Annotated in this window: 1 protein-coding gene and 4 pseudogenes; 4 read left to right on the forward strand and 1 reads right to left on the reverse strand. The window is 63.7% G+C overall.

What is annotated here, in order from left to right; translation table 11 throughout:
* Positions 1-403: 403 nt before the first annotated feature.
* The 4 pseudogenes from JFT80_RS12895 to JFT80_RS12910 all read left to right on the forward strand — a co-directional run bounded on the left by JFT80_RS12895 (position 404) and on the right by JFT80_RS12910 (position 25,306).
* Positions 404-11,429, forward strand: a pseudogene (locus JFT80_RS12895) (amino acid adenylation domain-containing protein).
* Positions 11,429-23,305: pseudogene (locus JFT80_RS12900) on the forward strand (non-ribosomal peptide synthase/polyketide synthase). Before JFT80_RS12895 ends, JFT80_RS12900 begins: the two co-directional pseudogenes overlap by 1 nt.
* 199 nt (positions 23,306-23,504) lie before the next feature.
* Positions 23,505-24,460 (forward strand): annotated as a pseudogene (locus JFT80_RS12905) (alpha/beta hydrolase).
* A 497-nt stretch (positions 24,461-24,957) separates the two neighbouring features.
* Positions 24,958-25,306 (forward strand): annotated as a pseudogene (locus tag JFT80_RS12910) (DUF6124 family protein).
* Between the two features lie 186 nt (positions 25,307-25,492).
* Here JFT80_RS12910 and JFT80_RS12915 read toward each other — a convergent pair.
* On the reverse strand, positions 25,493-26,252 hold a 760-nt coding region (locus tag JFT80_RS12915), incomplete at its 5' end, for a TonB-dependent siderophore receptor (protein WP_201148120.1).

A 26,252-nucleotide genomic window follows, 5' to 3' on the forward strand; every position in this document is an offset into this window, starting at 1 on the left:
GCCACATCAATGTCGAATGTGCAGACGCCATCGCCAGCAGGCTGGCTCCCACAGTGGTCTGCGCCGTACATAAATGCCGCGTCCACCACCACTACCCTGTGGGAGCGGGGCTTGCCCGCGATGGCAATCTCCCTGCCACATCAATGTCGAATGTGCAGACGCCACCGCCAGCAGGCTGGCTCCCACAGTGGTCTGCGCCGTACATAAATGCCGCGCCCACCACCATTCCACTGTGGGAGCGGGTAACCCCCGCTCCCGCATTTTGGTTTGCCGCGCAGCCACTTTCCTCATCAAACCTCGTCTCTCTGATAGTTATTCTCATTCGCTAATTTTTCCGGTCTGCATTCGTTTTATAGGGACGACGCGCCTTTGTGCTTCCTGCCACTGATCCGGATACCCAGAAATGAATGCTGAAGACTCCTTGAAACTTGCTCGCCGGTTTATCGGGTTGCCCCTGGAAAAGCGCCAGATGTTCCTCGCGGCCCTGCAAAAGGAGGGCGTGGATTTCGCCCGGTTTCCGATTCCGGCCGGGATCGAGGCCGAAGACCGCCAGGCGTTGTCTTACGCGCAGCAACGGATGTGGTTTCTCTGGCAACTGGACCCGCACAGCGGCGCCTACAACTTGCCGGGTGCGGTGCGCCTGAGCGGGCGGCTGAATCTGTCGGCACTGGAGCAGGCGTTTGCCGCACTGGTCGCCCGCCATGAAACCCTGCGCACGGTGTTCCAGCGGCAGGCGGATGACAGTCTGCGGCAAGTGCCGGCCACGGCGACCTTGAACATCCGTCACGAAGATTTCAGCGCGCTGCCGGCCACCGAACGCGAGGAGGCTGTCGTTCGTGCCGCCGAGCAGCAATCGGTGTTGCCGTTCGATCTGGCTGCCGGGCCGTTGCTGCGGGTCACCCTGCTCAAGCTCGCCGAGCAGGAGCACGTATTGCTGCTGACCCTGCACCACATCGTTTCCGATGGCTGGTCGATGAACGTGCTGATCGACGAATTTATCCGTTGCTATGACGCCTTTGACGCCGGCGTACAGCCGCAACTGCCGCCATTGCCGGTCCAGTACAGTGATTACGCGCTGTGGCAACGCCGTTGGCTGGAAGCCGGCGAGCAGGCGCGGCAACTGGAATACTGGCAGGCGCAGTTGGGTGATGAGCACCCGGTGCTGGAATTGCCGCTGGACCATTCGCGTCCGGCCATGCCGAGCTATCGCGGCACGCGCTATGAGTTTGCCGTCGACGGTCAATTGACCGAGCAACTGCGCGCCACCGCGCAACAGCATCAAGTCACGTTGTTCATGTTGTTGCTCGGCGCGTTCAATGCGCTGCTGCACCGTTACACCGGGCAGACCGACATCCGTGTCGGCGTGCCGATTGCCAACCGCAATCGCGCCGAGATCGAAGGCCTGATCGGTTTCTTCGTCAACACCCAGGTGCTGCGTACCAGACTGGATGGCCAGACCCGCGTCGACGCGTTGCTGCAAGCGATCAAAGAGACGGCGCTCGGCGCTCAGGCACATCAGGATCTGCCGTTCGAGCAACTGGTCGAAGCGCTGAAACTGGAACGCAGCCTCAGTCACACGCCGCTGTTTCAGGTGATGTACAACCACCAGCCGCAGGTGGCCGATATCGCCGCCCTCAGCACTGCGTCCGGCCTGGCTCTGGGGGTGATCGAGTGGGAAGGGCGCACCACCCAGTTCGACCTGACCCTCGACACCTATGAAAAACGCGGCAGGTTGCATGCTGCGCTGACCTACGCCAACGACCTGTTCGACGCCCCGACCATCGCGCGCATGGCGCAGCACTGGACGCGTTTGCTGCAGGGCATGGTCAGCGATTGCCGGCAGCGCATCAGTGAATTGCCAATGCTGGAAACCACTGAATACCAGCGCATCGTGCATGACTGGAATCGCGCTGACGAAGCGTTCGCGCAAGAGCTGTGCGTTCACGAACTGATTAGCCGGCAAGTCGCGGCAGACCCCGGCGCATTGGCAGTGACCTTCGCCACCCGGCAACTGACCTACGCCCAACTCGATGCCCAGGCCAATCGCCTGGCTCACAGGTTGATCGCACTGGGCGTTGGCCCGGAAGTGCGTGTCGGCGTAGCCATGCAGCGCTCCGAGAACTTGCTGGTCGCGCTGCTCGCCGTACTCAAGAGCGGTGGCGCCTATGTGCCGCTGGACCCGGATTACCCGGCCGAACGCGTCGCCTACATGCTCGAAGACAGCCGCGCCCTGGTGTTGCTGACGGAGCCATTGGTTACGGCGACATTGGCCGTGTCCACCGACACCCAAGTGCTGCTCATGGACGATTTGCAGGTCGCCGACTACCCGACCAGCGCCCCGGTCACCCGCGTCACGCCGGACAACCTGGCGTACGTGATCTACACCTCCGGTTCTACCGGCAAACCGAAAGGCGTGGCGATTGCGCATCGCAACGTGCTGGCGCTGATCGACTGGTCGCAATCGGTGTACAGCCGCGACGATATTCAAGGCGTGCTGGCGTCGACCTCGGTGTGCTTCGACCTGTCAGTCTGGGAGCTGTTCGTAACCCTGGCCAACGGCGGCTCGCTGATCATCGCCCGTAACGCCCTGGAACTGCCGCAACTCCCGGCCCGTGATCAGGTGCGCCTGATCAACACTGTACCGTCGGCTATCAGTGCCTTGCAGCGCGAAGACCAGATTCCGTCGAGCGTGCGCATCATCAACCTTGCGGGCGAACCGCTGAAGCAAAGCCTGGTCGAGGCGCTGTACCAGCAACCGGGCGTGGAGCACGTGTACGATCTGTACGGCCCGTCGGAAGACACCACCTATTCCACCTGGACTCGCCGTGAGGCGGGCGGCCGCGCGAACATCGGCCGACCGCTCAAGCACAGCGCCAGCTATTTGCTGGACGCCGACCTGCAACCCGTGCCGCAAGGGGTGTCCGCCGAGCTGTACGTGTGCGGTGCAGGCATCACCCGCGGTTACCTCGCACGCCCGGGCATGACCGCCGAAAAGTACGTGCCCAACCCGTTCGCCAGCAACGGCGAGCGCCTGTACCGCACCGGCGACCTGACCCGCTATCAGGCCGATGGTGCGCTGCAATACGTCGGGCGCATCGACCATCAGGTCAAGGTGCGGGGCTTTCGTATCGAGCTGGGAGAAATCGAAGCGCGGCTGTTGCAGCAAACATCCGTCCGCGAGTTGGCAGTGCTGGCGCAAGACGGTGTCAACGGGCAGCAACTGGTGGCCTACATCGTGCCCGGCGATCCGGCGTTGCTGGACGACCTCGATGCGCAAGCCAACCTGCGTGAATGCCTCAAGACCGCGCTGCGCCAGCATCTGCCGGACTACATGGTCCCGGCGTCCCTGCTGTTCCTCGCACAACTGCCGCTGACGCCCAACGGCAAGCTTGACCGCAAGGCTTTGCCGGCCGTCGATGGCCCGCCACAACAGCGCGAGCACGTAGCGCCGCGCACGGTCATGGAAAAGTCCCTCGCGGTGATCTGGCAGGACGTGCTGGCTCTCGACAGCGTCGGTCTGGAAGACAACTTCTTCGAACTGGGCGGCGACTCCATCGTATCCATGCAAGTGGTCAGCCGCGCGCGGCAGGCCGGTATCGTGCTGAGCCCCAAGGATCTGTTCCAGCACCAGACGGTTCGCAGCCTGGCCCAGGCCGCCCGTAGCGGCGAGCAGGCGCTGATTGACCAGGGGCCGGCGAGTGGCGCGGTGGCGTTGGCGCCGGTGCAACAGGGTTCTTCGACCAGGCAATCCCTGAGCGGCACCACTGGAACCAGTCACTGCTGCTGGTGCCGCGCGAGGCGTTGAACGTCGAGGCGCTGCAGCGTGCGCTTGAGCAATTGCTGAGCCATCACGACAGCTTGCGCCTGCGTTATGCACAGACCGCCGAAGGCTGGCAGCAGACCTACTCGGCAGCGACCGCTGAATCGGTATTATGGCAACGTCAGGCGCAGTCGGTCGAAGCGCTCAACGCTGTGTGCGATGAAGCCCAACGCAGTCTGGATTTACACCAAGGGCCGCTGATGCGCGCGCTGTTGGTGGCAATGGCCGATGGCACCCAGCGTTTGCTGCTGGTCATCCATCACCTGGCGGTAGACGGTGTTTCATGGCGCGTGCTGCTGGAGGATCTGCAGCAGTGCTACAGCGCCAGCGCCGGGAAGATGGTGAAAACCAGCACCTATCAACGCTGGGTTGCGCGCCTGCAAGATCATCTGCCAGCGTTTGAAAGCAGCCTGCCTTACTGGCAAAGCCAGTTGCGCGAGGCTGCGAACGATTTGCCGTGCGAGCGTCCAGCCGGGGCCCTGCAATACCGCTTCGAACAAAAACTCGAGATCAGGCTCGACACCGAACAGACCCGCAAGCTGCTGCAACACGCGCCGGCGGCGTATCGCACTCAGGTCAACGACCTGCTGCTGACGGCGCTGGCACGGGTGGTTTGTCGCTGGAGCGGGCAGGGCAGCACGCTGGTTCAGCTCGAAGGCCATGGTCGCGAAGACCTGTTCGACGATATCGACCTGACGCGCACAGTGGGTTGGTTCACCAGCCTGTTCCCGGTCAACCTGATGCCGTCACAAGACCTCGGCGCGTCGATCAAATCCATCAAGGAACAACTGCGTGCCGTGCCGGACAAAGGCCTGGGTTACGGCGCGCTGCGTTACCTCGGCGCCCGGGGAATTCGCGCTGAACTGGCGGCACTGCCGCAACCGCGTATCACCTTCAACTATCTGGGGCAGTTCGACCGCCAGTTCGACGATGCCGCGATGTTTTTGCCCTGCACTGAAGGCAGCGGTGTGGCGCAGGATCCATCGGCGCCCCTGGGCAACTGGCTAACCGTTGAAGGCCAGGTGTACGGCGGTGAGCTGGCGCTGAGCTGGGGCTTCAGTCGCGAAATGTTCGACACGGCGACGGTCCAGCGCCTGGCGGACGAATACGCACTTGAACTCAACGCGCTGATCGAACACTGCTGCGGCGTTGAAGCGCCCCAGGCCACTCCCTCGGATTTCCCGCTGGCGCGCATCAGCCAGGCGCAACTCGACGGCTTGTCGATCGCGACGCTCGAAGACCTGTATCCGTTATCGCCCATGCAGCAAGGCATGCTGTTCCACACCCTGTATGAACCGCAGGTCGGTGCCTACATCAGCCAGTTGCGCCTGGACATTCGGGGCCTCGACCCGCAGCGATTCGCACAAGCCTGGCAGGCTGCGCTAACCCGGCACGACATCCTGCGCAGCAGCTTCCATTGGCAGGGCCTCGACAGCGCGCATCAGGCGATTGTCCGTCAGGTCGCCTTGCCGCTTGAGATGCTGGACGCGACTGACACCGATGCCCTGGCCGACGCCGAACGTGCTCAAGGTTTTGAGCTGGGCAGCGCGCCGTTGTTTCGCTTGAAACTCGTGCAGACGGGCGACCAGGACTGGCACCTGATCTACACCAGCCACCATATTTTGATGGACGGCTGGAGCAACGCGCAGCTGCTGGCCGAAGTGATCGAGCACTACGCCGCTGGCCCTTCGATCCCGGCATTGACGGGGCAAAAACGCGGGCAATACCGCGACTACCTGGGCTGGCTGCAGCAGCAGTCCGCCGTGGCGGGCGAGCACTTCTGGAAGGCTGCGTTGGCTCCCTTGCAAGCCCCAACGTTGCTGGCTGAAGCCTTGCGCCCGCCGGTGGGGAGCCGAAGGTAGCGAGGACTACCGCGTTGCCCTCGACGGCCCCGCGACCCAACGCTTGGCCGAGTTCGCCCGCCAGCAGAAGGTCACCCTCAACACTGTGCTGCAAGCTGCCTGGAGCCTGTTGCTGCAGCGCTATACCGGCCAGGATTGCGTGGTGTTCGGGGCCACGGTCGCCGGTCGCTCGGCGCCATTGCCGGGGATCGAAGAACAGCTTGGGCTGTTCATCAACACGCTGCCGCTGGTCTGCGCCATGAAGCCCGATTGCACCGTCAGCCAATGGCTGGGCGAGCTGCAAGAGATGAACCTGGCCATGCGCGAGTACGAGCATGTGCCGCTCTACGACATTCAAGGATGGGCGGGCCAGCAGGGGGCCGCGCTGTTCGACAGCCTGCTGGTGTTCGAGAACTTCCCGGTAGCGGCAGCGCTCAAGCAAGGCGCCCCGGCCGGGTTGTCGTTCAGCAACCTGCACAACCACGAACGCACCCACTATCCATTGACCCTGGGCATCGAGCTGGGCGACGGCCTGAGCCTGGATTTCAGCTACGACTCGGCGCGCTTCAGTGCGGCGCACATTGTTCAGCTGGCCGCCAATCTGCAGCATCTGCTGGTGCAGTTTGCAGCGTTGCCGGACGCCCCGCTGGGCGCGCTGCAGCTGCTCGACGAGGTCGAAACCCGGGCGACGATCGCGGCCAATCGATCATCTGCCGTCGAGTTATCCACAACACTGTTCGCCCACCAGCAGATTGCTGCCCAGGCTGCGGCCAATCCCGACGCGCTGGCGTTGCAGGTTGACGGTCAGTCCTTGAGCTACGGCGAGTTGAATGCCCAGGCCAACGACCTGGCCCAGCGCCTGCTCGCCAACGGTGCCGGCCCGGGTACCCGTGTCGGTCTGGCGCTGCGTCGTGGCCCGCAAATGATCGTCAGTTTGCTGGCCGTGCTGAAGACGGGCGCCGCTTATGTACCGCTTGATACCAACTACCCGGCCCAGCGTCTGGCCTACATGATCGAAGACAGCCGTGTCGATCTGCTGCTCGATGAATCCGCTCTGCTGCAAAATATCAAAAACATCCCGCGCCTGAGCCTGCCCGAAACCACCACCCCTGCGGCTGCAGGAGCAGAGCCGGTGGGACCAAACCCTGTAGGCGCAAAGCTTGCTCGCGATAGCGCCCCTCCCGGACGCCGCCAACCTGGCCTACATGATCTACACCTCCGGCTCCACCGGCCAGCCAAAAGGCGTGGCGATTGCTCACGCGGCGCTGCGCGAGTTCTGCCAGACCGGTGCCGAGTATTCGGCGCTCACCGCTGATGATCGCGTGCTGCAATTTGCGACGTTCAGCTTCGATGGTTTTGTCGAGCAGTGCTACCCGCCGCTGTGTGTCGGTGCGGCGCTGATCATGCGCGGTGATGAGCTGTGGGACACCGGGCGCCTGGCCGCTGAAATCGTCCGGCAGGGTGTGACCGTGGCCGACTTGCCGGCGGCTTATTGGTTCCTGCTGGCGCGTGAATGTGCTGGCGGCAACATCGCCAGCCTGGGCCCGCTGCGTCAGGTTCACGTGGGTGGTGAAGCGATGTCGGTCGAAGGCCTGCGCCTGTGGCACCAAGCCGGCCTGGCTCAGGTGCGACTGCTCAACACCTATGGGCCGACCGAGGCGACGGTGGTGTCCAGCGTCCACGATTGCCGCCTGAGCGATGCCAACGATAGTTTCGGCATTCCGATTGGCCGAGCCATCCCCGGCCGCGCGTTGTATGTGCTCGACAGCGCCGGGCAATTGCTGCCGGCTGGCGGTGTCGGCGAGTTGTGCATTGGCGCGAGCGCCTGTCTGGCGCAGCAGTATTTCGGCCGTCCGGCCCTCACCGCCGAGCGCTTCCTGCCAGACCCGTTTGCCCGCGAACCAGGGGCGCGGCTGTACCGCAGCGGCGACCTGGCCCGTTATAACGAAAACGGCGATCTGGAATACGCCGGGCGGATCGACCATCAGGTGAAGATTCGTGGCTTGCGCATCGAGATGGGCGAAATCGAAGCCTGCCTGCAAGCCCGGGATGAGGTGCGCGAAGCGGCGGTCATCGCCCAGGACGGCACGCGACTGGTGGCGTACATCGTGGCCAGCGCCGAGGTCGATTCTGCGGTTGATTACCTCAAAATACTCAAAGCGGCCTTGCGCCAGTCGTTGCCGGACTACATGGTGCCCACGGAGCTGATTCTGCTGCCAGGACTGCCGCTGAACACCAACGGCAAACTTGACCGCAAAGCGCTGCCACGGGTCGAAGCCGGCGATGCGCAACGCCCATTCATAGCGCCTGGCGAAGGGTTGCAAGCGCAGTTGGCGTTGATCTGGCAGGACGTGCTGCAGGTCGAGCGCGTAGGCCGCGACGACAACTTCTTCGAACTGGGCGGGCACTCGTTGCTGGTGCTGCAGGTCATCTCCCGTGTGCGTCAGCAGTGGCAGCTCGAACTGTCGGTGAGCAGCCTGTTCAGTGCCGCGAACCTGGCGCAGTTCGCCCAACGAGTGGCGCGGGCGCAGGCCAGCGTCCAACCCGTCCTGCAGCAGGCACCGCTTGATCAGCCGCCGGTGCTGTCATACGCCCAGCAGCGTCAATGGATCCTGTGGCAGCTGGCCCCCCAGAGCCCGGCCTACAACATTCCCGCCGCGCTGCGCCTGAGGGGCGCACTGAACCGCGACGCCCTGCGCGAAGCCTTCGACCAGTTACAAGCCCGTCACCAGACCCTGCGCACCACCTTCACACAGGACGGCCAGGTGGCGCGTCCGGTGCTGCACGATGACCTGGCGCTGTGCCTGGAGCATCGCACAATCGATTCGTTGTCGCTCGACCAGGCGGTGGCTGAGGAAATTTCCCGGCCCTTCGACCTGCGCAACGGCCCGCTGTGGCGCGTGCTGCTGCTGCAAGTGAACACCGACGAACACGTGCTGGTGCTGACCGTGCACCACATTGCCGCTGATGGCTGGTCGATGCAGGTCATGGTCGATGAGTTCAGCGCACTGTACCAGGCGGCCGTCTGCGGTAGCGAAGCCGGTCTGGCTGAGCTGGCGGTGCACTACAGCGACTATGCCCGCTGGCAGCGCGACTGGCTGGAGGCGGGCGAGGGCGCACGACAACTGACCTGGTGGCGCGAGCAACTGGCTGGCAGCCAGGCGCCGCTGGAGTTGCCAAGCGAGCTGAGCCGGCCGGCACGCCGCAGCGAGCGCGGTGCCAGTTTGATGGTTAACGTGGATCGCGACTTGCTGGCCGGTTTGCGCCAATGCGCCCAGGACCAACAGGTGACGCTGTTCATGTTGCTGCTGGCGAGCTTCCAGACGTTGCTGCATCGCCAGAGCGGGCAGTCGGGCATCAGCGTGGGAGTGCCGAGCGCCGGCCGTTCGCGTCTTGAGACCGAAGGCCTGATCGGCTTCTTCATCAACACTCAAGTGCTGCGCGCCGAGATCGACGGGCAGCAGCCATTTAGTGGCTTGTTGCAACAGGTCAAGCAGACGGCATTGGCTGCCCAGGCCCATCAGGACCTGCCGTTCGAGCAACTGGTCGATGCCTTGCAGCCGGATCGCAGCCTCACTCACAGCCCGCTGTTCCAGGTGCTGTACAACCATCAGCAGCAACTGGGCGCGAGCGTCGAGCGCACGGTGGCCGGCCTGCAGGTCGAGCGTCTGCACTGGTCGCAACTCACCACGCAATTCGACCTGGTGCTTGATACCCAGGAGCATGGCGAGGAGCTCGATGCCAGCCTGACTTATGCCACCGATCTGTACGACCAGGCGTCGATGCAGCGACTCGCCGAGCAATGGCTGAATCTGTTGCGTGCCGTGGTCGCGGACCCGCAGCAACGCGTCGCCGAACTGCCGCTTATTGGCCAGTCACAGCGCGACGCACTGGTGCAGCACTGGAATCCGGCGTTCCAGGCACAGCCGCTGTCGCCCTCCTTGCATCAGCTGTTCGAAGCACAGGCCGAGCTGCGCCCCAACGCCGTGGCGCTGGTCTGTGAAAGCGAACAATTGACCTACGCCGCGCTCAACGCCCAGGCCAACCGCCTGGCGCGCCACCTGCGCGAGCAAGGCGTGGGCCCCGAGGTGCGGGTCGGCATTGCGACCGAGCGGGCGATGCCACTGGTGATCGGCTTGCTGGCGATTCTCAAGGCCGGTGGCGCCTATGTGCCGCTCGATCCGCAGTACCCGGCCGAGCGCCTGAGCTACATGATCGAGGACAGCGGCATCCGGTTGCTGCTCACGCAACAGCACCTGGTCGACGGCTTGCCAGCCCGGGATGGCGTGCGAGTCCTCAGCCTCGAATCACTGCAACTGGAGGGCTTCAGCGACGCTAACCTGCCGCCACTGGCGGCACCCGACAACCTCGCCTACGTGATCTACACCTCCGGTTCCACGGGGAGGCCAAAGGGCGCGTTGCTCAGCCATGGCAATGTCGGCCGACTGCTCACGGCCAGCGCTGGCGAGTTCAACTTCGGCCCGCACGATGTCTGGACCCTGTTTCATTCCTACGCGTTCGATTTCTCGGTATGGGAACTGTTTGGTTCGCTGTGCACGGGCGGGCGCCTGGTGATAGTGCCGTATGACATCAGCCGTGATCCGCAGCAATTGCACCGCTTGCTGTGCGACGAAGGCGTGACCGTGTTGAACCAGACTCCCACGGCGTTCCGCCAGTTGCTGCCGATCGCCTGCGCCAGCCCGCGCACCCTGGCGCTACGTCAGGTGATTTTCGGCGGTGAAGCGCTGGAAGTCGCGAGCCTGCGCCCCTGGTTCGAACGTTTCGGTGACCAGCGGCCGACCCTGGTGAATATGTACGGCATCACCGAAACCACGGTGCACGTGACCTGCCGCGCCATCTGCCTGGCCGACCTCGAAGGCAAGGCGCAAAGTCCGATCGGCCTGCCGCTTCGCGATCTGCGCTGGTACCTGCTCGACAGCCAGTTGCACCCGGTACCGGTGGGCGTGGCGGGCGAGCTGTATATCGCCGGTGCTGGCCTGGCGCGGGGTTATCACGGTCGCTTCGGCCTGACCGCCGAGCGCTTCGTGCCAAGCCCGTTCGACGCGTCACAGCGTCTGTATCGCAGTGGCGACCTGGCCCGCCAGCGCGCCGACGGCAGCATTGATTACCTGGGCCGGATCGACCAGCAAGTGAAGATCCGCGGGTTCCGCATCGAACTGGGCGAGATCGAGGCTGCATTGTTGGCCCTGCCGGGCGTGCGCCACGCGGTGTTGAGTGTGCACCCCGGTGAGGGCGGCCCGCAGCTGTGTGCCTACGTGGTGCCTGCGCAAACCCCGCTCGACCCGATCGCCTGGCGCGATCAACTGCGCGCCGCGCTCAAGGTCGGCCTGCCGGACTACATGGTACCCAGTCACTGGCTGCTGCTGGACGCCTTGCCACTGACCGGCAACGGCAAGCTCGATCGCCAGGCCCTGCCGCTGCCGGATGCCGGGGATTGGCAACGACCGTTCGAAGCCCCTGAAGGTGAGCTCGAACAGCAACTGGCGGCGATCTGGGCCGAGGTGCTGGGCGTGGCGCAGATCGGTCGGCGCGACAACTTCTTCGAATCGGGTGGGCATTCGCTGCTCGCCGCCCAGGCCAGCGCCCGGGTGGAACTGGACCTGGGCATCGAGCTGCCGCTGCGTGCGCTGTTCGAGTCCACCGACCTTCAGGCTTATGCCGCCATGGCCGGGCAACACGCCCCGGCTGACAACGATGCACGCCTGGATGCGCTTGAGTCGCTTCTGGACGAGATGGAGATCAACTGATGGAACACACCACTGCCCAGCGTATCGCCAGCCGCTTCGCCGGCCTGCCAGCCGACAAGCGCCGCGAGTTCCTGAGCCGCATGCAGGAGCAGGGCGTGAGCTTTGGCCAGCTGCCGATTCCGCCTGCCCTTGAGGCGCAAACGCGCTTCGAACTGTCCTACGCGCAGCAGCGTCAGTGGTTTCTCTGGCAGCTGGATCCGCACAGTTCGGCGTATAACATTCCGGCGGCGCTGCGCTTGTACGGGCCGCTGGATGTCGCGGCGTTGCAGCACAGTTTTGACGTGCTGCTGGAGCGGCATCAAAGTTTGCGCAGCCGTTTCGTCGAGGACGACGGCAAGGTGCTGCAGACGCTGGCGCCGTACACCTCACTGCCGATCGAGCGTATCGACCTGCGCGGAGAGCCTGAGTCCCTGCGCCTCGATCTTGCCATGCACAGCGTCGAGCAGGACATCGCCCGGCCGTTCGATCTGCAACAGGGTCCGCTGTTGCGGGTCAGCCTGTTGCAGCTCGACGCCGAAGACCACGTACTGCTGCTGACCCTGCACCACATCGTCACCGATGGCTGGTCGATGGGCGTGCTGGTTGAGGAGTTTTCCCGGCTTTACGCCGCACATTGCCAGGGCCAGGAAGCTGTGCTTGAAGCATTGCCGATCCAGTATTCAGACTATGCGCTGTGGCAACGTCGCTGGATGGAAGCGGGTGAGCTGGAGCGCCAACTCAACTGGTGGCGTGACACATTAGGCAGTGAGCAACCGCTACTCGAATTGCCGACTGATCGTCCACGTCCTGCGCAACCCAGCCAACGCGGTGCACGGTTGGACTTCGCCCTCGATGCAACCTTGGCCAGCGGCCTGATGACCCTGGCCAGGCAGCACGGCGTGACTCCCTTCATGCTGTTGCTGGCGAGTTTCCAGGCGCTGCTTTATCGCTATAGCGGCCAGTCGGACCTGCGGGTCGGGGTGCCGATTGCCAACCGCAATCGCGCAGAAACCCGTGGCCTGATCGGCTTCTTCGTCAACACCCAGGTGATGCGCGCCGAGCTCGATGGACGTCAGCCTTTCAGCCAGTTGCTCGACCAGACTCGCGCCGCGGCGCTGGATGCCCAGGCCTATCAGGACCTGCCATTCGAGCGACTGGTGCAAGCCCTGCAGGGCGAACGCAGCCTCAGCCACAGCCCATTGTTCCAGGTCATGTTCAATCACCAGCAAGCCAGGCCGGCTGGCGCCAGCGGTGTACTTGCTGGCCTGCGCGTCGAGGCACTGCGTGGCACCGCTCACACCACCCAGTTCGACCTGCAACTGGACACCCAGGAGCAGGGCGACCTGCTGTTTGCCAGCCTGACCTATGCCACCGATCTGTTCGACGCCGAACGCATCGAGCACTTTTCGCGTCACTGGCGCAACCTGTTGGCCGGTGTGCTGGCCAACCCGCAAAGTCCGCTTGCCGAGTTGCCTTTGCTGGACGCCGACGAGCGTCTGCGCATTCTCGACGACCTCAACCACACCGCTCAGGCCTATCCGGGCGAAGTCTGCGTGCAGCGGCATATCGAGCAACGCGTGGTTGAAAATGGCGAGGCCACGGCGTTGGTGTTCCAGGGCCAGTCCCTGAGTTACGCCGAGCTGAACCAGCGCGCCAACCGCCTGGCCCATCACCTGCGCGCCGAGGGCGTCGGTCCGGAAGTGCTGGTGGGAATCGCCTGCGACCGTTCGTTCGAGATGGTCGTCGGCCTGCTGGCGATTCTCAAGGCCGGCGGCGCCTATGTGCCGCTGGACCCGGAATACCCGCTAGAGCGGCTCACCTACATGATCGAAGACAGCGGCATCGCCTTGCTGCTGACTCAGGAACATTTGCTGGAACAACTGCCGACCCCGGACAGCGTGCGCACTCTGTGCCTGCAGGCCGCAGGCGATTGGCTCGGGGAGTTGCCCGGTACCGATCTGCCGAACCTTGCGGTCGCGGAAAACCTCGCCTACGTGATTTACACTTCAGGCTCCACCGGCAAACCCAAGGGCGCCGGCAACCGTCATGTGGCGCTGCAAAACCGTCTGCAATGGATGCAGCAAGCCTACGACTTGCAACCGGCGGACCGCGTGCTGCAAAAAACCCCGTTCAGTTTCGACGTGTCGGTGTGGGAGTTTTTCTGGCCGCTGATGACGGGCGCACGACTGGTCATCGCCGCCCCCGGCGAGCACCGCGATCCGCACCGCCTGGCCAGGTTGATCGTCGAGCAGGCGATCACCACGCTGCACTTCGTGCCGTCGATGCTCGCGGCGTTTATCGGTGCCGACGAAGCGCTGGCCTGCACCTCGTTGCAGCGGATCATCTGCAGCGGTGAAGCGCTGCCGATGGAGCTGCAACGCCAGACCTTGCGCAGCCTGCCGCAAGCCAACCTGTACAACCTTTACGGCCCGACCGAAGCGGCCATCGACGTGACGCACTGGACGTGTGTGGAGGAGGGCCGCGACAGCGTGCCGATCGGTCAGCCGATTGCCAACCTGCGCACCTATGTCCTTGACGACGAACTGTAGCCGGTGCCGACCGGCGTGCTCGGCGAGTTGTACCTGGCGGGCGTCGGTCTGGCGCGCGGTTATCACCAGCGTCCGGCGCTGACCGCCGAACGTTTTGTGGTCAGCCCGTTCGGCGCCGGCGAACGGATCTACCGCACCGGTGACCTGGCACGCTACCGCGCCGACGGCGTCATCGAATATGCCGGGCGAATCGACCATCAGGTGAAGCTGCGCGGCCTGCGTATCGAGCTGGGCGAAATCGAAGCGCGCCTGCAAGAGCATGCCCAGGTGCAGGAAGCCGTGGTGCTGGCCGTCGATGGCCCGGGCGGCAAGCAACTGGTCGCCTACATCGTGCCCCGGGAACGCGCCCTGATCAGCGCCGATGCCGGGCAACAAGGTGCCTGGCGCGAAGCGCTCAAGGCCCATCTGCTCACCAGCCTGCCGGACTACATGGTGCCCGCGCAGACCGTAATGATCGAGCAAATGCCCCTGAGCCCCAACGGCAAACTCGAGCGCAAACGCCTGCCGGCGCCAACCGCGCAGGTCAGCCAGCGCGCCTTCGAAGCGCCGCGCAGTGAGCACGAACAGGTGCTGGCGCAGATCTGGCAGGAGGTGCTGGGCGTTGAGCAGGTCGGCCGCCAGGACAATTTCTTCGAGCTGGGTGGCGACTCGATCATTTCGATCCAGGTGGTCAGCCGTGCCCGTCGCGCCGGCTTGAGCCTGCAACCGCGGGATCTGTTCCAGCAGCAAACCTTGCAGGCGCTGGCCGCCGTGGTCAAGGAACAGGCCGCTCCGCTGGCCCAGCAAGGACCGGTGTACGGCCTGCAAAAACTCACTCCCATCCAGCGCTGGTTCTTCGACGAGCCAATCGCGCAACGCGCGCACTGGAACCAGGCCGTCTTGCTGACCCCCGCGAGCCCCTGGAACTGCCGCGTCTGCAGGCCGTGCTGCAGCGCTTGCTCAAGCAACACGACGCACTGCGCTTGCGCTTCAGCCAGCAGGCCCCGCGTGTGACCGACGCCGCAAATCCCTGTGGGAGCGAGCCTGCTCGCGAGGGCGGTGGGGCAGGCGACCTCCATGTTGCCGGTGCTGAGCTCATCGCGAGCAGGCTCGCTGCCACAGAGTGGTCTGCGCGCTATGTTGGCGCGGACAGCGCCGATGTCGTCGACATGCTCTGGACCGCGCGCGTGGCCAGCGATGCATCCCTGGAGTCGGTGTGCGATCAAGCCCAGCGCAGCCTCAGCCTGCAAGACGGCCCGCTGCTGCGAGTCGCATTGATCGCACAGGCGGACGGCACCCAGCGCCTGCTGCTGGTCATTCACCATCTGGCGGTGGACGGCGTGTCGTGGCGGGTGTTGCTGGAGGACTTGCAAGCGGCTTATCAAGGGCAGGAGCTACCGGCGAAGACCAGCTCCTTCCAGGCCTGGGCTGAGCAGCTCGACACCTACGCACGTTCCAAAGCGGCTGCCAGCGAACTGGACTGGTGGCAGGCGCAACTCAGCCTCGGCAACGATTTGCTGCCAGCCGCCAACCCGCAGGCCAGCCAGGCCGGACATCTGCGCCAGGGCGTCAGCATCGGCCTGGACCGCGAACACACTCGCCAGCTGCTGCAGCTGGCACCGGCGACTTACCGCACCCAGGTCAACGACCTGCTGCTGACCGCACTGGCCCGCACCCTCAGTCGCTGGACCGGGCATGCCTCGGCGCTGATTCAGCTCGAAGGTCATGGCCGTGAAGAGCTGTTCGACGACATCGACCTGAGCCGCACCGTTGGCTGGTTCACCAGCCTGTTCCCGGTGCGCCTGACCCCAACCGCCGATCTGCCGGGTTCGATCAAAGCCATCAAGCAGCAGTTGCGCGAAATCCCCGGCAAGGGCATGGGCTACGGCCTGCTGCGCTTTATGGGCGATGCCTCGGCGCAAGCCGCGCTGGCCGCGTTGCCGCAAGCGCGCGTCACCTTCAACTACCTTGGCCAGTTTGACCAGAGCTTTGCCGAAGACGCACTGTTCACACCGGCTCGTGAATCCAGCGGCGCTGCGCAGGCCGCGGACGCGCCGCTGCCCAATTGGCTGTCGGTGGATGGCCAGGTGTATGGCGGCGAACTGAAACTGGACTGGACCTTCAGTCGCGAATGCTTCGACCTGCACGAAATCGAAACCCTCGCGGCGAATTTCCGTGAAGAGCTGTTAGACCTGATTGACCATTGCCTGAGCGATGGCGCAGGCGGCGTGACCCCGGCGGACTTCCCCCTGGCGCGCTTGAGCCAGGCGCAACTCGATGGCCTGCCGGTGCCACCGGCGCAGATCGAGGACCTGTATCCGCTGTCGCCCATGCAGGCCGGCTTGCTGTTCCATAGCCTCTACGAATCGGACAGCGGCGCCTACGTCAACCAGCTCAGCGTCGAAGCCCATGGCCTCGACGCCGAGCGGCTGGGCCGCGCCTGGCAAGCGGTGCTCGACAACCATGGGATCCTGCGCAGCAGCTTCCATTTCCCGGACGGCTTCGAAGCGCCGGTGCAGTTGGTCCATCGTCATCTGCAATTGCCGATGACCTGCCTCGACTGGCGTGGCCGCAGCGATCAGGTTGAAGCACTGGCGCAGCTGATCGACAGCGAGCGCCTGCAACTCGATCCGACCCGGGCACCGCTGATGCGCCTGACCCTGGTGCGCCTCGAAGGTGAGCGTCAGCAACTGATCTACACCCACCATCACCTGTTGCTTGATGGCTGGAGTAATTCACTGCTGTTGAGCGAAGTCTTGCAGCGTTATGCCGGACAAGACGTGCAGGCACCAACCGGGCGTTTTGCCGATTACATCGGCTGGCTGCAACGTCAGGATGCGCAGGCCGACGAGGCCTTTTGGCGCGAGCAACTGGCGACCCTCGATAACCCGACCCTGCTGGCGCAGAGCCTGGCCCACGGCGGCAGTAAAAACCTGTCGACAGCTGAGTTCGCTGACCATCGCCAGACCTTCGATGTCGCCACCAGCCAGCGCTTCAGCGAGTTTGCCCGTCAGCAAAAAATCACGCTCAACACCTTGGTGCAAGGTGCCTGGGCACTCCTGCTGCAACGCTACAGCGGCCAACGCAGCGTCGCGTTCGGCGCGACTGTGGCAGGCCGCCCGGTAGACTTGCCGGGGGCTGAAAGCCAGCTCGGCCTGTTCATCAACACCTTGCCGGTGATCAGCCGCCCGGATGCGGTAGAAAGCGTCGGCCAGTGGCTCATCCGTTTGCAGGCGCAAAACCTGGAATTGCGTGAACATGAATTCACCGCATTGGGTGACATCCAGCGCTGGGCCGGACGTGCCGGTGAGCCGCTGTTCGACAGCCTGCTGGTGTTCGAGAACTTCCCGGTGGCCGACGCGCTGCAACAGAGCGCACCTGCGGGGTTGAGCTTTTCGATTCCACAGAACCATGAGCGCACCAATTTCCCGCTGACCCTGGCGGCCACCGCCGAGAGTCAGTTGAGCCTGAACTGGAGCTTCCAGTGCGCCCATTTCAACAGCGAAGCGATTGTTCGCATGAGCGAACACCTGGCCGCGTTGCTGACGGCGATGGTCGCCGCGCCACAGGCTGCATTGAGTGAGCTGGACCTGCTGAGCTCACCTGAGCGCGCGCAACAATTGATCGAGTGGAACCCGGCATTTACCGCAGCGCAAAACCCGCTGTGTGTGCATCAGTTGATCGAGGCCCAAGCGTTCATTCGTCCGCACGCCACGGCGCTGATCTTCAACGATCTGGAATTGAGCTTCGACCAACTCAACCGTCGTGCCAACCAATTAGCCCATCGTCTTCGCGCACTGGGCATTGGTCCGGAAGTGCGGGTCGGCCTGGCCATGCAGCGTTCGCCGGAAATGATCATCGGCTTGCTGGCGATCCTCGAGGCCGGCGGCGCCTACGTGCCGCTGGACCCGGCCTACCCGACGGAACGCCTGCGCTACCTGATGCAAGACAGCGGCATTGCGCTGATGATCAGCCAATCTCGGCTGCGGGAAAAACTGCCGTTGCCCGAAGGCCTGCCGGTGCTGGAAATCGACCGCGAGCCGCTGGAATTCTTGGCGGACAGCAACCCGATCAACCTCACCTGTGGCGAAAACCTCGCCTACGTGATTTACACCTCGGGTTCCACCGGACAACCCAAGGGCGTGTGCGTGGAGCACGGCCCGTTGGCGATGCATTGCCAGGCCATCGGCCAGCGCTATGAAATGACCCCGGACGATTGCGAACTGCATTTCATGTCGTTCGCGTTCGACGGCGCACATGAGCGGTGGCTGACCCCGCTGGTGTTCGGTTCCGCAGTGATGCCGCGCGACGACGAGTTGTGGAGCGTGGAGCGCACCTGCGCCGAGATCGAAAAGCATGGCATCACCATCGCCTGCTTCACCCCGACCTATCTCTCGCAGATCGCCGATTTCATGGGCGAAGCGGGGCGTGATCTGCCGATCCGTTCCTACACGCCGTGCGGTGAAGGTATGGCGAAACATGCGTTTGACGAGGTCCAGCAGGTACTGCAACCCAAGCGCCTGATCAACGGCTATGGCCCGACCGAAACAGTGATCACGCCGCTGATCTGGCTGGCCTATCCGGAGACCGAATTCGACTCGGCGTTCATGCCAATTGGCCGACCGGTGGGCAATCGCAGTGCGTACATTCTGGACGGTGGCTTGCAGCCGCTGCCGGTCGGCGTGGCGGGCGAGTTGTACCTGGGCGGCGAGGGCGTCGCCCGGGGTTACCATCAGCGTCCGGATTTGACCGCTGACCGCTTCGTGCCGGATCCGTTCGTGCCGGGCGCCCGTCTGTATCGCAGTGGCGACCTCGCGCGGTTCCGTGCCGACGGCGTGGTGGAATACCTCGGCCGTATCGACCAGCAAGTGAAAATTCGCGGTTTCCGGATCGAACTCGGCGAAATCGAAGCTTGCCTGCTGGAACACGAAGGTGTGCGTGAAGCGTTTGTGATTGATCGCGAAGGCCCGGTGAGCCGCCAGTTGATCGGTTACGTGGTCCCGCGCGATCCGCTCGCCGATGAGCAGGATTTGCGTGAAGCGCTGACGGCCCACCTGCGCAGTCGTTTGCCGGCGCACATGCTGCCGGCGCATTTGATGTGCCTGGCCGCGTTGCCGCTGACGCCGAACGGCAAACTCGATCGCCAAGGCCTGCCGGCGCCGCAAGCCACTCGACAGCACCACGATCACGTGGCCCCCGCGTCGCCCGCCGAAGCCTTGCTGGTGGAAATCTGGCAGGAACTGCTGGCGCTGGAGTCGGTGGGTGTTACCGAAAACTTCTTCGAGTTGGGCGGTGACTCGATCATCTCGCTGCAAGCGGTAAGCCGTGCCGGGCAGCGCGGGCTGAAGTTCAGTCCCAAGCAATTGTTTGAACAGCAGACCATCCGTGCGCTCGCCGCCGTGGCCGGCAGCCGTGAAGCAATATTGATTGAAGCGCCAAAAGTCGAGGCGTTCTCGCTGGTACCGCACATCGACATCGCCGCGCGCGAAGGTCTGCAAGACCTGTATCCGCTGTCGCCGATGCAACAAGGCATGCTGTTCCACTGCCTCGACTCGCCGGAACTCAACCCCTACGTCAACCAGTTGAGCGTGGCGGTGGAGGGTTTGCAGGTACCACGCTTCCGTGCCGCGTGGCAGGCGCTGGTCGAGCGCCATGAAGTGCTGCGGGCGGCGTTCCGCTGGCGGGACGGCCTGGCCGATCCGCTGCAGGCGGTATTCGCCGAGGTCGAGCTGCCGATCGAAGAGCTCGACTGGCGTGAGCGCAGCGACACCGAACAGGCCCTGGGCGAACTGGCGGCAGCGGAACAGGCCAAGGGCTTCGACCTGAGCTGCCCGCCGTTGATGCGATTCATCCTGGTGCGCCTGGGCGAGGATCGCTACCAGATGATCTGGATCTATCATCACCTGTTGCTCGATGGCTGGAGCGCCTCACGGTTGCTGGGTGACATGCTGCGCCTGTATCACAACGACAGCCTGGCGCCCCTGACCGGGCGCTACGCTGACTACATCGCCTGGCTGCAACGTCAGGATGGGGTGCAGGCCGAAGGCTTTTGGCGTGAGCGCCTGGCGTTGCTTGAGGAACCGACCATTCTGGCCAAGGCTTCGGGTGCCGCAGGCTCCGGGCACGGCGTGATGTACAGCAACCTCGACGCCGAAGCGACGCGCAAACTGCACACCTTTGCCAAGCGTCAGCGCGTGACGCTCAATACCTTGGTGCAGGGCGCGTGGCTGCTGTTGCTGCAACGCCACAGCGGTCAGCGCAGCGTCGCGTTCGGCGCCACGGTGGCGGGCCGCCCGACCGGGCTGGCCGGTGCCCAGGACATGCTTGGCCTGTTCATCAACACTTTGCCGGTGATCCAGACCCTCGATCCGCAACAGCCGTTGGGCGAGTGGCTGCGGGACTTGCAGGACTACAACCTGATGGTGCGCGACTACGAGCACACGCCGTTGTCCGACATTCAGCGCTGGTCGGGGCAGGGCGGGCAAGCCTTGTTCGACAGCATCATCGTGTTCGAGAACTACCCGATCGACCGCGCCTTGAAAGGCGGCGAGGAGGGCGAGCTGCGCTTTGCCGAAGTCGGCAGCGGCGGGGTCACCAACTTCCCGATGGACCTGATGGTCAGCGCCAACGAGGAAGGGCTGGAAGTCGAGTACCTGTTCCTGCGCGATCGCTTCAGTGACGTTGAAGTCGAGCGGATTCGTGCGCAGCTCGAAGGATTGCTGCGTGCGTTGCCAGAGGACGCTTCGTGCCTGCTCGGCAATATTGGCTTGCCGCAAGCACGCATGAGCCTGCCGCAGGTGTCAGACGACACCGCTGATTTGCTGCAGTCGTTCAATCAACACGTCAAAGCGCAGCCGCAGAAAATCGCCTTGATCTGTGAGGATCGACAAGTCAGTTACGCCGAACTTGAGGCTCAGGCCAATGGGCTGGCGCAGCAACTGATCGTTCGCGGTATTGGGCCGGAGACCCTGGTGGCGGTGGCGTTGCCGCGTTCCGAACGCACCATCGTCGCGTTCCTCGCGGTGCTCAAGGCGGGGGCTGCTTACCTGCCTTTGGACCTGGCGTACCCGACCGAACGACTGGCGTACCTGTTGAGCGATTCGGCAGCCAGCCTGTTGCTGTGTGACAGCAACCTGGGGGATCGACTGACCCTGGCCGACAGCCCGCCACGTCTGCTGCTGGATCAATTGAGCGTTGCCGACAACGCGGCGTGCCCGGTTTCCCATCCGTTGCCGGGGCACCTGGCGTACCTGATTTACACCTCCGGCTCCACGGGGCAACCGAAAGGCGTGGCCGTGGCGCGCGGACCGATTGCCCGGCATTGCCGCAGCATCGTCGAGTGCTATGAACTGGCACCGCGCAGCCGCGAGTTGCACTTCATGTCGTTCGCTTTCGACGGTGCGCAGGAGCGCTGGCTGAGTGTGATGCTGGCCGGTGGCAGCCTGGTGATCCGTGATGACAATCTGTGGACCCCGGAACAAACCCTGGAAGTGCTGCAGCGTCATGGCGTCACCGTCGCCTGCTTCCCGCCGGCATACCTGCAACAGATGGCCGAAGTCGCGGAACGCCTGGGCAATCCGCCCGCGGTCGAGGTGTATTGCTTCGGCGGCGATGCCGTGCCTGAAGCCAGTTTCGAGCAGGTCAAGCGCGCCTTGCGCCCGCAGCGCCTGGTCAACGGCTATGGCCCGACCGAAACCGTCGTCACGCCTTTGTTGTGGCGTGCCGAGGTCAGCGAAACCTGCGACGCGGCCTATGCGCCGATCGGGCGCGGTGTGGCCGGGCGAGGCCTGTATGTGCTCGACGCCGACCTCAACCCTCTGCCGGTGGGCGTCAGCGGGGAGCTGTACCTGGGCGGTGAATGCCTGGCGCGGGGCTACCACCAGCGCCCGGGCATGAGCGCCGAACGCTTCATTCCCGATCCATTTGCAGCGGGCGGGCGCATGTACCGCACCGGCGACCTGGTGCGCCAGCGTGCCGATGGCTTGATGGAATACCTGGGACGGATCGACCATCAGGTGAAGATCCGCGGTTTCCGCATCGAGCTGGGCGAGATTGAAGCGCGCCTGCGTGAGTGCGCAGGGGTGCAGGATGCAGCCGTGGTGGTGCACGACACACCAATCGGCAAACAGCTGGTGGGCTACGTGGTGGCGCTCGGCACGGTCGGACTTGATCGGCGCCTGAAATCGCAACTGCAGGCGCAACTGCCGGACTACATGGTGCCCGCGCGGATCCTGGTCCTGGAACGCTTCCCGCTGTCGGCCAACGGCAAGCTCGATCGTCGTGCATTGCCTGTGCCGGAATGGGCCCTGGGGTTATCGCGCACCGCGCAACGCCCTGGAAAGCGCGTTGGCTGCGATCTGGCAAGCAGTGCTCGGCATGCCGCAAGTGGGTATCGACGACAACTTCTTTGAGCTGGGGGGCGATTCGTTGCAAGTGCTCAAAGTCATCTCGCGGGTGCGCAGCCAACCCGAACTGGGCTTCGAACTGAAACTGCGCGACCTGATGCAAAAACCCAGCATTGCCGAACTCTGCGGCTACCAGGCCGCCGAGCCCGCCGCAGCTGCGCCAGACCCGTTGCTGGCACTGAACTCGCGGCTGGCGCACAGGCCGGCGCTGTTCTGCCTGCACGCCGGTTTTGGCACGGTATTCGACTACGAACCGCTCGCGCGACGCCTGGAAGGACGGCGCACGGTGTACGGCCTGCAATGCCGCATGCTGCTCGATCCGCACTGGCAGGATCAGTCGCTGCTGGCTATGGCCCAGGCCTACACCCAGCGCATTCGTGCCCAACAGGCCAAGGGGCCGTATTACCTGCTGGGCTGGTCGCTGGGTGGTGCGTTGACGCAACTGGTCGCCCATGAGCTGGAGCAACAAGGCGAGACCGTCGCGTTCGCCGGCCTGGTCGACAGCTACGTGGCCGGCACCGCCGAAGCGGGGAACTGGCGCGAAGACCTGGGGGATTTCCTGAAGTTTGTCCTCGGTCATTCGTCTGAAGAAGCACAGGCGTTAATGGCGTTGCACGCCGCAGATCTGCCTGAGCATCAGGCCGCCGCCGCCGTCATCGAAGCCGCGCTGCATGGCTCCAATGAACAAGCCGCACTGGGCGCTGGAGAGCTCACGCAAATCTTCAACACCGGTTCACGCCTCAAGGCATTGGCCCTGGCCCAGCGGCAACTGCCGGCGATCAAAGTTACGGCGCACCGCTGGTGGGTAGCCGGGCGTGACGACGAGCGTCGAGTGTTCGAGGCCCAGGTCGGCCATCACGGTGTGGACCGTCTGCTGGCCGGCGGGCACTACGAGCTGCTACGCGGTGACGAATTGCTCGACGATCTCGAACTGCGATTGGAGTGCACCCTGGCCATCGCCTGACGACACGTGCAGCGCACCCTGGCCTTCGTCTGACAACACGGCCCCCTGCAGGAGCTGCCGCAGGCTGCGATCTTTTGATCTTGATCTTATCGGTGCATCGAACACCGCTAAAAGATCGCAGCCTGCGGCAGCTCCTGCGGGATACCGGTGTTTTCACATTCTGCGTTCCCCATCGATTATTGTGTAGAAGGATACCCCCATGCCCGTCCTGCCTGAACTTGAAGCCTTCCTCGAACTCGCCGAATTCGGCCGTCTCACCGGCAAAAGCCGCCCCATGCACGACCTCACCCCGGAACAGGCCCGCAGCGATTTCGAAGCCTCCTCAAGCTTCCTCGACACCCCACTGACCCACATCAACTGCGAACACTTCACCCTCCGCGCAAGAGACGGCCACAACCTTACGGCCCGCCTGTACCGCGACGCCAACCCGGTCGAAGGCTTGCAACCCGTCATCCTGTACTTCCACGGCGGCGGCTACGTCGTCGGCAGCCTCGACTCCCACGACGCCCTGTGCCGGCGCCTCGTCGCCCAAGGCGGCTTCGACCTCCTGACGGTCGATTACCGCCTGGCCCCTGAATGGCAATTCCCAACCCCGATCCAGGACGCCTGCGATGCCGCCAACTGGCTGGCCCGAGAAGGCGCCGCCCAGGGCCTGGACGCCACCCGCGCAGCCTTGGCCGGCGACAGCGTCGGTGCAACCCTGGCCACCGTCCTCTCGATTATCGCGATACAACCCCCGCAGAACTGCAACTCAAACCCAAGGCCCAGGTACTGGTCTACCCCGTCACCGACGCCACCACCAAACGCCCCTCCCACCGGGATTTCGCCGAAGGCTACCTGCTCGAAACCCCAACACTGGACTGGTTCTACAGCCACTACAGCCGCACCCCCGCCGACCTCGCTGACTGGCGCTGCTCGCCATTACTGGCACAAGACCTGGCAGGACTCGCACCGGCACTCGTGTACCTGGCCGGGCACGATCCGTTGCACGACGAAGGGCTGGCATACGCCGAACGACTGCGCGAGGCGGGAAATGAAATGACGCTGCTGGAACAACCGGGGATGACCCATGACTTCATGCGCATGGGCGGGTTGTTGAGCGAAGTGGAAGGGATTCACGCGCAAGTGGCGGGGTGGGTGCGGGCAAGATTGTGAGCTGCAGCTTCAACACTCGCGACCCCTCAAACGGGGATTGATTCTCCGGGCAAGTTTGTGTGGTGCGGCGACGAGTGTCATCGCGGGCAAAATTTCGTATGTCTTGAGGACACAACCCAATAGAGTTTTGTTCTTTAAACAGCGATTGATGCTGTGTGTTTAATCGTGCCCATGATTACTTCCTGCAGGCTACAACGCCTTGCGCCATTGCCTACAGGTACGTCAGAATCCGCCGACTTGTGCGCCTTGGGTGCGGGCGCTATCGTTGCGTGGTCGCTGGAAAACAGCGATCGGGTTTGGTAGCCCTCGTACATATGACGCATAACGTCACCTGATCAAGGTGCTTCTGGCATTTGAAATATGGTGGCCGTGCGCAGGGCGCTTTCGAGCGCGCCGGTTTTGCCATATGTACCGGTCTACCAACCCGCGCATGGCCGCCACCCATCGTTTGGTAGCGAGGGTGAGGGCTCCTATTTATTTCGATACGAGTTTCATCTATGTTCAAAGTAACGCCCAACCCGCCGGACACTGATCCGACAACAGCCCCTGATAATTCCGATTCACCTGGCCCCCACCAAACAGCCGCACCCCCGGCCCTCGATTGCCGACATCAAAGCCACCCCGCGCAAACTCTGCACGCTGTTCACCGTCAACCCCGAGCTCGACACCGAAACCTTGCTGGCCTATGCCTGCGAGTCGCTGGCGTCGGCCAATGTCATGGCCACCGATCTGGTGGATCAAATGGAGGGCAGTTCGCGCAATGCCTTATTAGGGATTGCGCAGCTGATCATGCTCGGGGAACTGGCGGTGAATCGGGCGCTGGATCAGCTTGGATGTTCTGAGTAGCTGCTGACGGTCAAAGATATTAAAGTCAAAATATCGTCCGAACGCGGCCCGAGCCTTCGGCAGCTCCTACGGGATGGTGGGTACACCTGTAGGAGCTGCCGAAGGCTGCGATCTTTTGATGTTGCTTTTAACAATAAAAAAATGCCCGCGTCGAAAGAAGCGGGCATTTTCATTTCAGCCTATCGCTCAGAAATCATACTTCGCGGTCAGCTGCAGGTTGCGCGGTTCGCCGTAGAACGTGGTGCCGAAGTTGCCAAGGCCCGACAGGTACTTCTTGTCGAAGACGTTGTTGGCATTGACGGTGAAGCTCAGGTGATCGTCGTAGTTGTAGCGGGTCATCAGGTCGACGAGGGTGTAGCCGCCTTGCTTGAGTGAGGTCTCGCCGCCTTCGCCGCCGCCCACGTCCGGGCTGTAGCTCTGGCCGTAGAACGCGCTCTGCCAGCTGATGCCACCGCCGACGGTGACCTGGTTAAGCGCGCCGGGCAGGCGGTAGGTGGTGAACGTGCGGATCACGTGTTCCGGCTTGCTGGTGGCCAGCGGGAAACCGTAGATGCGCTGATGATCCTTGTCGCGGGTGCGGGCGTAGGTGTAGCCGGCCGAAACGTTCCAGTCCGGGGCCAGTTCGCCGGCCATTTCCAGTTCCACGCCATTGGTGGTGGCGCCGTCGGTGGCTTCGAAGATGCCATCGCCGGTGTTCAGATCGGTACCGATCGATTGCGCGACGTTATCCTGCTCGATGCGGAAGAAGGCCAGGCTGGCGTTCAGTTGACCGTCGAGGTAGGCGGCTTTCAGACCGGTTTCGTAGCTGTCGCCTTCAACCGGTGCCAGGGTCGAACCGTTGATGTCCTTGTTGATCTGCGGCTGGTAGATCTTGGTGTAGCTGCCGTAGACCGAGTAGGTCTCGTTCAGGTCGTAGACCACACCGGCGTAGGGCGTGACGACCCCG

It is taken from the genome of Pseudomonas sp. TH10 (assembly GCF_016651255.1).
Classification (GTDB): Bacteria; Pseudomonadota; Gammaproteobacteria; order Pseudomonadales; family Pseudomonadaceae; genus Aquipseudomonas.